This is a genomic window from Intrasporangium sp. (genome assembly GCF_032907665.1).
GTDB lineage: Bacteria > Actinomycetota > Actinomycetes > Actinomycetales > Dermatophilaceae > Intrasporangium.
The window spans coordinates 39,280-52,400 of sequence record NZ_JAJJPG010000010.1 but is presented as its reverse complement, the minus strand read 5'-3'; the positions used below and the strand labels follow the sequence as shown (position 1 = coordinate 52,400).

11 protein-coding genes are annotated in these 13,121 nt (G+C 70.6%); 4 read left to right on the top strand and 7 right to left on the bottom strand.

The features are described from left to right. The coding region (locus tag LOY02_RS03240; RefSeq protein ID WP_317180891.1) for a hypothetical protein at window positions 1–543 on the bottom strand (543 nt) is incomplete at its 3' end. A gap of 359 nt (window positions 544–902) precedes the next feature. Here LOY02_RS03240 and LOY02_RS03235 point away from each other — a divergent pair. Continuing rightward, window positions 903–1,241, top strand: a complete 339-nt coding sequence (locus LOY02_RS03235; protein WP_317180890.1) for a YciI family protein — start codon at window positions 903–905, stop codon at window positions 1,239–1,241. A 13-nt stretch (window positions 1,242–1,254) separates the two neighbouring features. Here the strand turns inward: LOY02_RS03235 and LOY02_RS03230 are convergent, their stop codons facing one another. The 3 genes from LOY02_RS03230 to LOY02_RS03220 are packed head-to-tail and all read right to left on the bottom strand — an operon-like array spanning window position 1,255 to window position 4,766. Next, entirely contained in the window at window positions 1,255–1,716 is a 462-nt protein-coding gene (locus tag LOY02_RS03230; protein WP_317180889.1) for a hypothetical protein, read from the bottom strand. Further along, window positions 1,713–3,329, bottom strand: a complete 1,617-nt coding sequence (locus LOY02_RS03225) for a DUF4389 domain-containing protein (protein WP_317180888.1) — start codon at window positions 3,327–3,329, stop codon at window positions 1,713–1,715. Before LOY02_RS03225 ends, LOY02_RS03230 begins: the two co-directional genes overlap by 4 nt. Window positions 3,330–3,380: 51 nt before the next feature. Beyond that, on the bottom strand, window positions 3,381–4,766 hold the full coding sequence (locus tag LOY02_RS03220) for a cyclic 2,3-diphosphoglycerate synthase (protein WP_317180887.1): 1,386 nt from the start codon (window positions 4,764–4,766) through the stop codon (window positions 3,381–3,383). 186 nt (window positions 4,767–4,952) lie between these two features. On the opposite strand from LOY02_RS03220, the gene rocD reads away from it, so the two are divergent. Beyond that, window positions 4,953–6,176: an ornithine--oxo-acid transaminase gene (gene rocD / locus LOY02_RS03215; RefSeq protein WP_317180886.1), complete on the top strand. Its 1,224-nt coding sequence runs from the start codon at window positions 4,953–4,955 to the stop codon at window positions 6,174–6,176. Between the two features lie 195 nt (window positions 6,177–6,371). Here the strand turns inward: rocD and LOY02_RS03210 are convergent, their stop codons facing one another. Both LOY02_RS03210 and LOY02_RS03205 read right to left on the bottom strand, forming a co-directional pair. Next, the gene (locus tag LOY02_RS03210) at window positions 6,372–7,340 is read right to left on the bottom strand and encodes an NAD-dependent epimerase/dehydratase family protein (RefSeq protein WP_317180885.1); all 969 of its coding nucleotides are present in this window, start codon (window positions 7,338–7,340) and stop codon (window positions 6,372–6,374) included. A gap of 166 nt (window positions 7,341–7,506) precedes the next feature. After that, a complete protein-coding gene (locus LOY02_RS03205; protein WP_317180897.1) occupies window positions 7,507–7,779 on the bottom strand; it encodes a hypothetical protein in 273 nt (90 codons plus the stop codon). Between LOY02_RS03205 and LOY02_RS03200 the strand changes: the two genes are divergently transcribed. After that, the gene (locus LOY02_RS03200) at window positions 7,667–11,290 is read left to right on the top strand and encodes a 5'-nucleotidase C-terminal domain-containing protein (protein ID WP_317180884.1); all 3,624 of its coding nucleotides are present in this window, start codon (window positions 7,667–7,669) and stop codon (window positions 11,288–11,290) included. The genes LOY02_RS03205 and LOY02_RS03200 overlap by 113 nt on opposite strands. 61 nt (window positions 11,291–11,351) lie before the next feature. On the opposite strand, the gene LOY02_RS03195 is transcribed toward LOY02_RS03200, so the two are convergent. Further along, window positions 11,352–11,699: a hypothetical protein gene (locus LOY02_RS03195; protein WP_317180883.1), complete on the bottom strand. Its 348-nt coding sequence runs from the start codon at window positions 11,697–11,699 to the stop codon at window positions 11,352–11,354. Between the two features lie 212 nt (window positions 11,700–11,911). Here LOY02_RS03195 and LOY02_RS03190 point away from each other — a divergent pair, with 212 nt between their 5' ends. Then, the gene (locus LOY02_RS03190) at window positions 11,912–12,988 is read left to right on the top strand and encodes an NYN domain-containing protein (RefSeq protein WP_317180882.1); all 1,077 of its coding nucleotides are present in this window, start codon (window positions 11,912–11,914) and stop codon (window positions 12,986–12,988) included. Window positions 12,989–13,121 lie beyond the last annotated feature (133 nt).

Genomic DNA, 13,121 nt, shown 5'->3' with positions numbered 1-13,121 from the left:
GCCCGCCAGCAGGTCGGCGACGAGCGTCTGGCGCGCGGCGAGCTCCTCGCCGAGGATCGACTGGCGCTCGGTCGTGTAACCGGTCGCGACGGCGAGGGCGACGAGCCGGGCGAACTCGAAGCCGAAGGCCTGGACGGCGATGACGGCTGCGGTGTCATCGGCTCCTGCTCGGCGGGCGACCTCTTCGGTGACGACCTCTGCTCCGAGGTGGAAGGCAGTCATCACGTCCTCCATCGGCACCCCCGAGGTGGCCCGCCGCTCGGCCGTCCTGCGCACCGGCGCGAGACTGTCGTGGCTGGGCAGCTCGTGGCGTCGGAAGGCATCGACGTAGTAGTCGATGAAGCGGTGGCAGGTGGTGATGACCAGGTCGTCCGGCTCGGTCGCGGTCAGGCTGGCATAGCTCACGAGGTCGGCTCGAAGGCGCCGGACCATGGCTTCGACGAGCTCGCCCCGATGCGTCTCGAGCAGGTCGGCCAGCCGAGTCCCCCGCACCGCCAGTGAGGCCTGTCGCCACGAGGGCAGCACACCCGAACTGTGATCCATCACAACCTCCTGCCGGAAAGACTAGGCCATGTCCCAGTACGCCAGGCCCGACAAGGGGTGGAACATGGGACGCACCCCATGCGGCCCTGACCCCTCCTCGCGACTATTGGGCCGTCATGGGGTCGCCCGTGACGCGGAGCTGCGGCGGTGGACCGCGTCAGAGGCGGTCCGTGACCGACCTCCACCGGTCGCGGGCCAGCGCGTGAGTGGAAGTCGACGGCGATTCGTGATCGACTCGATCCCGGCCGATCCAGCCCGGGCAGAGGACGCCGCATGGACCACTCTCGGTCCGCACCGATCCGGTGGAGGCGGGGTCCGAGCGGGCCGACCCCGGTATAGACCGACGACAAGGGGAACCCATGACGCAGTACCTGCTCGCAGTGCACCACCGCGACGGCTACCCCACTCCGGGGCCAGCGGACGACATGGAGGCGGTCTTCGCCGCTGTCGACCGGTTCAACACGAGGCTGCAGGACCTGGGCAAGCTGGTCTTCGCCGGCGGGCTCGTGCCACCGGACCAGGCGAAGGTGGCCGACGGCACCACCGTCACCGACGGCCCCTACAGCGAGGCCAAGGAGGTGCTCGGCGGCTTCTGGGTCATCGAGGCCGCCTCTCTCGACGAGGCCCTCGACATCGCCCGCGATGGGTCAGTTGCCTGCGCCAACCCGGTTGAGGTCCGGGCCTTCCAGGCTGAGTAGCGTCCGGCGGGCACTACCGCGCCGACTCGTGCGTCGTGCTCTCACCGACGACGGCCCGGACGAACCGGACGAGCGCGGCGATGATCCCGACGACAGAGCCGACGATGCCGATCCCGATGACCCAGCGGGCGATGAGGTCCCACGGCACCGTGGTGGTGTCGAAGGCGAAGGGGAAGACCTGCCAGATGAGGACGAGCGAGGCGAGGCCGACCGCGGTCGTGAGCGCGTCGCCGAGGGCGCGAACCCAGGGGCGGTCCACCGCGAGGTAGACGCCGTTGGCGACGACGCCCGCGACCAGCGAGGCGTTGACGAGCCAGAGCACTTCGGTCGTGCGTTCGGTCAGGAAGGGCGCAGCCTCCCAGCCCGGCGCCTCGTTGACCATGACGAGCAGGGTGATGTTGACCGCCATGGCCACGGCGTAACCCCCGCGTCGAGCCAGGACGGACGGCCCGGTGTGGCTGACGTGGGTGGTCACGTGTGCTGCTCCTCCCGGAGCCGCTCAGCCGGCGGCGGCGCGGTGAACCCAGTGGCCGGAGGCGGTGCGGTCGTCGGAGGTGCTACCTCGATCGGCGGCGCACCCGGGCCCGGTGGCACGTGGACCCACGGCTCGCTCCCGCCCCCGTCGTAGCGGAATGGCGGGTAGACGTCGGTCATGAGGAGCGCATACACGGCGACCCGGTAGGTCCACCGGTTGAGGCCCACCATGACGTCGAAGAGACCGCGGTTGAGCACACCCGACGCGAGGAGCACGATGCCGGCCACGAGGGCGAGCAGCGCGAGGACCCCCGGCCACCCGCCGACCTGCACACCCCGCTCGTCGGTCCGCGACTGCGTCCCGGCGATGAGCGCGACGATGATCCAGTGCGGGAGCAGGAGGATCCACTTGACGAAGATGAGGCCACGCGAGAGGCGCTCGGGATAGTCGACGTCGAGTCGCGTGTCGTCGTCGGGCAGCTCGTCGAGCGTGAAGGGCGGGTAGCGGTCCGTGCCGAGCCCACCGATCCCGCAGTAGTGAGCCACCCGCCAGCTCCACCTCAGGACCCCGACGTTGAAGTCGAAGAGGCTGCGCGGGTATCGAGCCGTGATGAGGATGGCGAACCACGCGACGATCGTGGTGACGACGACGGCACACCAGAGGAAGAACAGCACGATGACGTGCGGGATCGCGAGCGCCCACTTGACGAGCCAGAGCCATCTCGACAGGTTCGGGGCGATGCGCGCCTCCATCACGAGCGGGTGCGCCCGTGCCGGGTCCGGCGTCCGCTCGCCCCGATCAGCCGGAGGCGCCGCCGATGCGGGGGGCGGCGGGAGTGCACCTGTAGTCGGTGCGGCCCACCCGGACGGAGGCACGGCCGCTCCTCCGGTCGGTGCGGCCCAGGCCTGCGGGGGCACCTGCCGGTCTGCGAAGGCCGCGCCCGAGCTCGGTGGCTGGTTCCGGACGGCCTGGATGACCAGGATCGTGCCGACGACCGCGAGCGCGACACCCAGCACGACCATGCCGATCGCGAGCGCGAGCAGCGCGCCCGAACGGATGGCAGCCTGGACGGTCATGGCCACGCCCGGCTCACCCGAGGCGTTGAGGAACGCTGTCGACCAGGTCCCCGACTCGGGGGTCCAGATCAGTTCCTGGGTGCCGGGGCCGGTCGCCCGGGCGACCCAGAAGTCCTGTGCGGTAGGAGCAGCCACCGCCGCCGTCGTGCCGGCGACGGAGCGATACGTGGTCTCGCCGTTCCAGGTGACGGTGACGATCTCGTCGTGCGTGGCGTTGCCGAGGTAGGCGGCGAGGTCGGCGGTCGGCGCGACACCGATGAAGGCCTGCTCACCACTGGCCGGGGTCGCCCGGAAACGGACGTCGAGGTCGACCCAGTCGACGAGCGCGGCAGGCCCGCGGAAGTCGATGAGGGCCTCTCGGGTCGTCACCGCCACACCGTCCGACTCCAGGCGGTCGATGTCCACCGCGTGCCACCCGTTGTCTCCACGGGCGGCCAGCTCATAGACCCCGATCGCACCACCCCCGAGCATCAGCCCCAGCGCCGGAGCGAGCAGGAGGATGCCGATGACCAGAGAGATGACGTGACGTGGTCGCATGATCGAGCCCCCATGGAGGTAGAACCCCTGACGCTCTCGACGATACGGACGTCAGCGAGCGGCGACGCCCGCCTGTGACTCAGTAGTCAGGGGGCGCGACAGCAGCTCCGCCACGGCCTCGGCAAGACCGCCCGGCGTGTGCTCGCGCAGCTCGTAGCGGGCCCTGACGAGCGGCTTGCTCACGCTGAGGATCCGTCCCAGGTCGATCGGTGTGCCCGACACGGCCGCGTCGGCGCCCGTCGCCTCGATCGTCGCCTCGATCGTCGCCTCGAGGTCGCGCACCTGGGCATCGCCGTAGCCCATTGCGGGCAGGATGCCGACGGCGTTCGGGTACTTCGCGTAGGTGTATGCGAGGGACCCGACGGCATACGGGCTGGGGTCGATGATCTCGGCGGCTCCTGCCGCGCGTGCCCCGACGACCCCCGCGCCATAGCTCATCGACCCGTGCGTCAGGGTCGGGCCGTCCTCGATGCAGATGACGCGCTTGCGGGCGACCGCCCCGATGTCCTCGACGGTCACCGGGCTGTCGGCGCGGATGATCCGGGCTCGCGGGTTGAGCCGCCGCACGGTGTGCTCGACCGCCTCGATGTCCTCGGGCCGGGCACTGTCGCACTTGTTGACGATGACGACGTCGGCCATGAGGACGTTCGCCTCGCCCGGGTGGTAGGTCTCCTCGTCGCCGGGGCGGAGCGGGTCGACGAGGACGATGTGCAGGTCCGGCGTGTAGAACGGCAGGTCGTTGTTGCCTCCGTCCCAGAGGATGACGTCCGCCTCCTGCTCGGCCTCCCGGAGGATCCGCTCGTAGTCGACGCCTGCGTAGACGACGAAGCCGTTGTCGATGTGGGGCTCGTACTCCTCCCGCTCCTCGATCGTCGTCTCGTGCCGGTCGAGGTCCTCGTAGGTCGCGAAGCGTTGGACCGCCTGGGCGGCGAGGTCGCCGTAGGGCATCGGGTGGCGGACGGCGACGACCTGCTGACCGAGGTCACGCAGGATCCGCGACAGGTAGCGCGTCGTCTGGCTCTTACCCACCCCCGTGCGCACGGCGGTCACGGCGATCACAGGGCGGCTGCTGCGCACCATCGTGCTGCGGGCGCTCTGCAGCCAGAAGTCCGCCCCGGCCGCGATGCAGCGCGACCCGAGGTGCATCACCTGCTCGTGGGGCAGGTCGGAGTAGGCGAAGACGGCGACGTCGGCCTCCTCGCGGCGGATGAGGTCAGTCAGCTCCGACTCGTCGACGATCGGGATGCCGTCGGGGTAGAGCTCTCCGGCGAGCTCGGCAGGGTAGGTCCGGCCCTCGATGTCCGGGATCTGCGTCGCGGTGAATGCGACGACCCGGTACTGGGGGTCGTCACGGAAGACGACGTTGAAGTTGTGGAAGTCGCGACCAGCGGCTCCCAGAATGACGACCTTGCGGACGGAGTTGCGGCTTGTGCTCACGACGGACCTCCGGCTGCGGTCGCCGAGGGACCGACACACCCCGGACTGGGTAGTCCTGGCTTCGGCCACCCGCCGACGCCAGTGTATGCCGCCCCGGCAAGCCGTTCCCCGTCCTGAGACCCGGCTCACCCGGTCCCCGTGCCGGGTGACCTTGTGGCGGCGATCGGTTGGGTGAACGCTGGGCCCATGGACACCGTCGACGTCAGCACCCACGAGGAGCACCTGTCCCTTGCCGAGCAGTGGGTGGCACGCAACTACAGCCCCCTGCCCGTCGTCCTCGCGAGCGCAGAGGGGGCCTGGGTGGTCGACGTGTCCGGCCGGCGCTACCTCGATGCCCTCGCCGGCTACTCGGCGCTCAACTTCGGGCACCTGCACCCGACGCTCGTCGCCGCCGCCCAGCAGCAGCTGACCCGACTGACCCTGACGAGCCGGGCCTTCCACAGCGACCAGCTCGCCCCCTTCTGCCGCGACCTCGGCGAGCTCGCCGGAAAGGAGCTCGTCCTGCCGATGAACACCGGCGCCGAGGCCGTCGAGACGGCCATCAAGACCGCGCGGCGGTGGGGCTACCTCGTCAAGGGCGTCCCCGACGGTCGGGCGCGGATCATCGTCATGCACGGCAACTTCCACGGCCGCACGACGACGATCGTCAGCTTCTCCGACGACCCCGTCGCGCACGACCACTACGGGCCTTACACGCCGGGCTTCGACCTCGTCCCCTACGGCGACGTCGACGCGATCGAGGCGGCGATGACGGACGACACCGTCGCGGTGCTCCTCGAGCCGATCCAGGGCGAGGGGGGCGTCGTCCTCCCTCCGCCGGGCTACCTGCGACAGGTGCGAGAGCTGACCAAGCGGCACGGCGTCCTCATGCTCGCGGACGAGATCCAGTCGGGCCTGGGCCGAACCGGGACGACCTTCGCGTGCGACGTCGAGGACGTCGTGCCCGACATGTACATCCTCGGAAAGGCGCTCGGGGGCGGCATCGTCCCCGTCTCCGCGGTGGTGGCCGACGGCGACGTACTCGGCGTCATCACCCCGGGCAGCCACGGGTCGACCTTCGGCGGCAACCCCCTCGGGGCCGCGGTCGGTCGCGCCGTCGTCGGACTGCTGGCGACCGGCGAGTACCAGGAGCGCGCCGCCCGACTGGGCAAGGTGCTCGAGGACGGACTGGAGTCCCTCGTCGGCCACGGGGTCGAGAGGGTCAGGGTGCGCGGGCTGTGGGCCGGGATCGATGTCGACCCGGCGCTGGCGTCCGGCCGGGAGATCTGCGAGCGGCTCCTCGTCGAGGGCGTCCTCGCCAAGGACACCCACGGTTCGACGATCCGGCTCGCGCCGCCCCTCGTCGTCGAGGAGTCCGACGTCGAGCTGCTCGTGGAGAGCTTGGCGCGCACGCTCCGCCCCGTCTCCTGACGCTCCCCGTCGAGTGGCCCCATCGTCCACAACCAGGCGCCCGGCCCTCTGTGGAGTCCGGGGCCACTCGAGTTCACGGAAGCCCGACTCCCAGGGCTGTGCAGTCCGGGGCCACTCGAGTGGTGGGAGCCCCGAGACCGACGGCGCCCGGAAGCGGGAGCGAGCTCAGCGGCATACGGCCAATGTGCTTGTGTCTCAGAGGCGCTCGCGCAAGTGGGCCACCGTCTGGGCCACCCCTTCGTGGATACCGCGAGGGTGCCAGCCGAGCTCGCGCTCAGCCTTGGCGCGCACGCCGAGGTAGTCCGCGAGCACGGCCCGAATCGTCTCCGGATGGTAGGTCGCCGGCACCGGGACGAGCCGCGCGACCGGGGTCATGATCCTCGCCGTGAGGCGCAGGACTCCGGGCGGGACGAGCACGGGACCCTTCGTGCCTGCCGCCTCACCCACGTGCACGAGCAGCTCACCCACCGTTGCCGGGTCTCCTGCGAGCATGTAGGTCTCGCCGGACGTCCCGCGCTCCATCGCGAGCAGGTGTCCACGGGCCACGTCGCTGACATGGGCCCACGTGAGCCGCCCACCCGCAGAAGGGACCTGGGGACGCCTGCCCGCGACGACGCGCTCGACGAGGTCGCCGACCTGCGACGTGTCGCCGGGACCGTAGATCACTCCCGGCATGACGATGACGAGCGGGAGCCCGTCGGCGGCGAACTGCTTGGCGATCGCGTGTGCCGCAGCCTTCGTCCGGTCGTACTCGGACAGGTGGGAGCCGACGTGCTCATAGGTCTCGTCGACGAAGCGCCCACCCGTGTCCGAGTTCACGGCGAGCGTGCTCGTGTAGACGACTTTCGGGGTGGCGGCGCGCTGGGCCGCGAGCAGGACGTTGCGGGTGCCCTCGACGTTGGTGCGCTGCCCCGGCGACGGGTCCCGCTGGCCCAACCGGTACCACCCGGCGACGTGGAAGAGCCCGTCGACCTCGACCAGCAGCCGGTCCAGGGCACGGCTGTCGCCGAGATCGCCCTCGACGAGGTCGGCCCCGATCGCCTCGAGCCGGCCTGCCCGGGCCGGTGAGCGCACCAGGGCGACGACGTCGTGCCCGGCGTCGACGAGCTGACGGACCAGCTCACCACCGAGGAAACCCGTGGCCCCGGTCAGTGCGTAGCGCATGGCGCCATTCTCTCCCGCGAAAGGGTCCCGGTTCGGGATTCTGCACGGTCTGCGGAACCGCTTGCCGAAAGTCCTCCCGCGCAAGGGCGGGCAGCCCTATCGTGGACAGGTCAATGGCCGGCACCGTCGCCGCCTTGCGCGGTCGGCGACGCCGCTCCCACCCAGGTCAGGGGTCGAGGAGGAGTCGAGTGTCCCGGTTAGGAAGGCGTCCCGCCGTCACGACAGCGATGGTGGCCGCAGCATCTCTCGTCTGGATCTCCGCCGCCGCACCCAGTGCGTCACCGGCATCACCGGCCGCTGCGGGCTCCGCGGCGACGGCTTCGGCAGTGGTGGCAGCCACCAGGCCCGCGCCCGCCGGGAAGGCGGTCTTCTTCGCCTCCGACGGCCTGCGCCAGGACCTCGTCGAGAAGTACGCCCAGGCCGGGGTGATGCCCACCATGGCCGACTTCCTCAAGAAGGGCAGCAAGGCGAGTGGGAACGGCATGCTCACCCAGGCGCCACCGAACACGGGGGCAGGGTGGTACACCCTGGCGACCGGAGCCTGGCCGGGCGTCACGGGCTCGACGAACAACACCTTCCACAAGAACGGCGACACCTTCACCAATCGGACGTCCGCCTTCGGCGCCGGTGTGCTCCAGGCCGAGACGATCGCCCAGGCAGCCGAACGCGGCGGGCTCAAGGTGGCCCAGGTCGAGTGGGCCGGCGGCCGCGGTGCGACGATCGACGGGCCGACGATCGACTACCAGACCTTCCACTCGGGCCGCGGCGTCGCGACGAACTTCGTCGGCGGCCCGGGCGACGTGCTCTTCGACGACGCCGGGTTCATCGCTGCGTTCGGGCTGCAGTTCGACCACCCGGCCGGGTTCGGGTCACAGCCGCCCTTCCCGGGCGCGGCGCCGACGCCGGCCAGCGGCTGGACCGACGTCCCCGCCTCCTTCAGCCCCGCCATGGAGATGCGGCTCCGCGTCCTCGACGGCGGCGTGGACAAGTACGGTCTCAACGCCTACGTCTACGACAGCACCGACGACGGCACGGCCAACTACGACCGCGTCCTGTTCTCCCCGACGAAGAGCGGTGACGACGCCGTCGCCGACCTGCGCGAGGGCGAGTGGGGCGACGTCAAGGTGACGATCTCCGGTGGCGCACTCGACGGCAAGACGGCGGGCCTGCTCGTCAAGGTCGAGGAGCTCTCCGCAGACCTGTCTCGGGTCCGCCTCTTCCACACGTCCGTCACCCGCGCCATCGCGAACTGGCCGTCCTGGCCGGGCGAGCCGGGCTACGCCGCCTTCGACGAGTACCTCGCGGCGGAGTTCCCGACGTCGACGGCAGCCGACTTCGCCATCCTCGAGGCCGGCATCACGAGCGAGGAGACCTACGTCGAGCAGGGCCTCTACTGGTCCACGGGCCACTGGCCGATGCTCGAGTACGTCGCACAGACCTACCGACCGGACCTGCTCCTCGTCGGGATGCCGACGACGGACGAGTTCCAGCACCAGTTCCTCGGGCTGGTGACGGAGCAGCTCCCCAATGGGGAGCCCAACCCCGCCTACGACGACGTCGACCTCGACGGCGTGCCGGACGGACGCGTCATGGAGCGTGAGGGCTTCCTGCGGGAGGCCTACGCCGAGTCCGACCAGACGCTGGCCCTCGCCCGCAGCCTCGTGGGCTCGAACCCGACGACCTTCGTCGGCTCCGACCATGGCTTCGCACCGCAGTTCCTCGCCATCGACGCGAGCAAGGTGCTCGTCGACCTCGGTCTCCTCGCCCACCCGCAGACCTCCAACTGTCGTCCCGCCGCGGGCGAGACGATCGGCATGGCGAAGGCGTGCTGGGCGGGTGGCACCGTGCAGGTCTACCTCAACCTCGCCGGTCGCGACCCCGCCGGTGGCGGGTTCCAGCAGGTGGCGCCGGCCGACGAGGCCGCGACGGTCGCGGCGATCAAGGCGGCCTTCCTCGCACTCGAGGACCCGAACGACTGGACCCACGACGGCAGCCCCGAGGGGTGGAAGGTCATCGACCGCGCCTACACGAAGGCGGAGGCGCGCTACATCCCGAACGGTCCGGGGTCCACCGCCGACATGGCGCACCCGACCCGCACCGGCGACCTCGTCGCCTTCTCCTACCCGCCCTACCAGTTCGACGCGGCCACGCCCGGCACGCTCGTCGCGCCGTCGCACTTCTTCGGGCAGCACGGCTACGTGCCCGACGTCCAGGTCCTCGAAGCGAACGTCAACATGCGGGCGAGCTTCATCGCCGGCGGCAGCGGCATCGCGAAGGGCACCGTGTCCGCCAGATCGATCGACCTCGCGCCGACGCTGGCCTTCATGCTCGGCATCCCGATGCCGCAGCACAGCCAGGGGCGGGTGCTGCTCGACGTCGTCAAGGGGGGCAACGCCTACAAGCCCCTCTCCCTCATCGGCCTCAACGACTTCCACGGCCAGCTTGACCCCACGACCCGGGCCTTCGACTTCGGGCAGAACGCCACCGTCGGCGGGGCGGCACGGCTCGCGACGATGTTCGACGAGGAGCTCGCGTCGCTACCGCCGGGCAGCCTCCTGCTCGCAGGTGGCGACAACGTGGGCGCCTCTCCGCCGAACTCGGCGCTGCTCGAGGACATGCCCGCGATCGACGTCGAGAACGCGTGGGGCCTGGACGCCACGTCCTACGGGAACCATGAGTTCGACTACGGCATCGCGCGGCTGCTCGCACACCAGGCGCGGGCGGATTTCCCGTTCCTCGCGACGAACATCGTCGAGACCGCGACCGGCGTCGCCCCGGAGTGGGTCACGCCCTCCGTCGTCTTCCGCATCAACGGGACCAAGGTCGGCGTCATCGGGGCCGGACTGTCGACGACACCCGAGCTCGTCTCCGCAGGTGCGACCGCCGGGCTGACCTTCCTCCCGGAGGGCCCCCGGATCGCCGCCGAGTCCAGACGGCTGGCGGACGAGGGAGTCCGGGTCCAGGTCGTCGTCATCCACGAGGGGACCGCCAAGGGCGCCAACCCGGTGGGGACCGCGCCGGGTGAGGACTGGGAGGGCCCGATCATCGCCATCGCCGACGAGCTGCAGGACACCACTGTCGACGCGATGATCGTCGGCCACACGCACCGGGTGTCCAACCTCATGCACGGCAACATCCTCATCACCGAGGGGATCAACGCCGGAGCGAGCTACTCCGTGCTCCAGCTCATGGTGCAGGGCGGCGACGTCGCGTGGGCCGGGGGCGCGACCCGCGTGGCCAAGACCCTCGGCGTCGCACCGCGCGCAGACGTCCAGGCCATCATCGACGAGGCCAATGCCGAGACGGCCGTGCTGCGCAACCAGGTCATCGGCACCCAGGTGGACGACATCCTGCGAGCGCCGTCGCGGCTCTTCGAGTCCGAGATGGGCAACCTCGTCACCGACGCCATGCGCCTGAAGTACCCGGGTGTCGACGCGGCGCTGACCAACTCGGGTGGGCTCCGCCAGGACCTCGTCTGCTCACCGCCGAGCGCCAACGAGCAACCCTGTGAGATCACGTGGGGCGAGATGTTCGCCGTGCTGCCTTTCGGCAACCGCACGACGATCCTCACCCTCACGGGTGCGCAGCTCGAGGAGGCTCTGCTCAACGGGTTCTCGCCGTTCTGCAACTCGGCGATCGCGACGGGTCGGTTCCCGCAGGTGTCCGGGCTCCGGCTGACGTTCACGTGCAACGGCCTCGTCCCGATCGTGACGGGGATGTGGAAGACCCCCGCCGGGATCGGCGGCCCCGAGACACCCGTCGGGCCGACCGACACCGTCCGGATCGTGACGAACGACTTCATGTACACCGGCGGCGACGGCTACACGGTTCTCGCCGCAGGCACTGATGTCCAGCAGCCGGGGGACGACCTCATGCAGGTCGCGACGGACCACGTCACGGCGAACTCCCCCGTCAACCCGCTCGTCGAGGGGAGGATCACCGGCCCGTGACCTGACGCGACGCCTCACCCCTCGGCACGAGGGGTGAGGGGTGAGGCGTCGCAGCGGCGGGTCAGTCCTGGGGCCGGCGTGGGCGGTGGTCGGCACGCCTCGTCACGTTGGAGCGCAGCTGCGAGAGCACCTTGCCCTCGGCGTCGTTGAGCGCGGCCAGGGTGTCGGTGACGTCGGAGACGCCGACCATCGCCGGAAGGCCCTGCACGTGCAGCTCGAGCGAGGTGCGCATACCGGGCTGGCCGCGGTCCTTGAAGCGGACACCGATGTCGACCTTGTCCGGTTCGAATCGGGACAACTGGTTGAAGAGCTGGGCAAGGGCCCGCTCGATGAACCGGAGGTCGTCCTGGTTGGCGCCGCCCTCGAGGCGGACGCGCTCCATGAGGACGTGGCTGGCTTCGGCGTTCATGTCGACGCTCCTTCGCGGACCGGGAGGACAACTCCCAGTTGCATTGTATGAAACAAGTTGTGCCACAGAAGAATCCGGACGGGTGAGACGTGTCACCCCTACCCACACATCGCCGTCCTGACACCGTGCCCGGGATTCCGTTCCACTCTCGGCGTTGTGCAGGGGACCGAGCGATGCCGCGGACACCGACTGGTTCGTGGGAGGCTGAGGGAATGCGGTCCCACTGCGCTCTCTACGTCGACGCCGGCTACCTCCTCGCCGCCGCGGCGACCCGGGTCACGGGGACCAGCCTGCGTGGCAGCGTCGTCATCTCCTACCCCGACCTCGTGCGGCGTCTCATCGACCAGGCCGAGGACCTGAGCGGCCTGCCCCTGCTCCGCCTGAACTGGTACGACTCCGGCAACCGCCCCGGTGGCGCTCCCGACAGCTCGCAGGAGTCGATCGGCATGTTGCCGCGCGTCAAGCTCCGCCTCGGCCGGACCTCGCCCCACGGCGAGCAGAAGGGCGTCGACCTGCGGATCGGCCTCGACCTCGCCGCCCACGGACGCAACCACGTCGTCGACGTCATGTACCTCGTCTCCGGTGACGACGACCTCTCCGAGGCCGTCGAGGAGGCGCAGAACCACGGGGCGCAGGTGGTCATCCTCGCCGTGCCCGACCCCTCCGGACGACCGCACGCCGTCTCGAACCATCTCATCCGCGAGGCCGACGGACTGGAGCTCGTGGACGCGGCGACGATCGACGAGACGGTTCGCGTCCGCCAGCTGCAGCCGGACGTGGTCGGCGGTCCCGCGTCCGAGACGACCGGCGTCGTCGTCCCCCTGCCGGGCCCGCGGCAGACGGCGGAGGCGCCCGCAGCTCCGGCGCCGGAGCACGGCCGAAGCGGCACGTCGCACGAGTCCCCCAAGCCCACTCCGGCGATCCTGGCGCACAGCCGGCCGCAGTCCACCGGCGGCGCCGGCAATGGCAACAGCAGCACGGGAAGCGGCAGCAAGGTGGCCTGGTCGAGCAGCCGCGACCACCCGGTGAACCGCCCGCACACGCTCTCGCCCGCGATGATCGAGATGATCGACGACGTCTGCCGGGGAGTCGTCAGCGCCTGGCGGGCCACAGCCTCGAAGGAGGACCGCCGCCGCGTCATCAGTGAGCGGCCCTTCATCCCGAGCGACCTCGACCGCACGCTCCTGACCGACCTCTCCGCGCGCCTCGCCGTCTATGACATCCCCGACGAGCTGCGTTACCGCCTGCGCGAGCAGTTCTGGGACGCGATGGACGAGGTGGGCCGCTGACGCGGGCGCCCCGTCGAGTGGCCCCAAGTTCCCCGGCCCCCGATGGACTTCGGGGCCACTCGAGTGGGCGGGGTGGGCACTTCGGGGCCACTCGAGTGGGCGGGGTGGGCACTTCGGGGCCACTCGAGTGGGC

Coding starts and splice junctions, on each gene's coding strand:
- LOY02_RS03235 (WP_317180890.1), top strand. CDS start 903: ATGACGCAGTACCTGCTCGCAGTGCACCACCGCGACGGCTACCCCACT.
- LOY02_RS03225 (WP_317180888.1), bottom strand. CDS start 3,329: ATGCGACCACGTCACGTCATCTCTCTGGTCATCGGCATCCTCCTGCTC.
- rocD (WP_317180886.1), top strand. CDS start 4,953: ATGGACACCGTCGACGTCAGCACCCACGAGGAGCACCTGTCCCTTGCC.
- LOY02_RS03210 (WP_317180885.1), bottom strand. CDS start 7,340: ATGCGCTACGCACTGACCGGGGCCACGGGTTTCCTCGGTGGTGAGCTG.
- LOY02_RS03205 (WP_317180897.1), bottom strand. CDS start 7,779: ATGGTGGGCATCACCCCGGCCTGGGCGTACTTCTCGACGAGGTCCTGG.
- LOY02_RS03195 (WP_317180883.1), bottom strand. CDS start 11,699: ATGAACGCCGAAGCCAGCCACGTCCTCATGGAGCGCGTCCGCCTCGAG.
- LOY02_RS03190 (WP_317180882.1), top strand. CDS start 11,912: ATGCGGTCCCACTGCGCTCTCTACGTCGACGCCGGCTACCTCCTCGCC.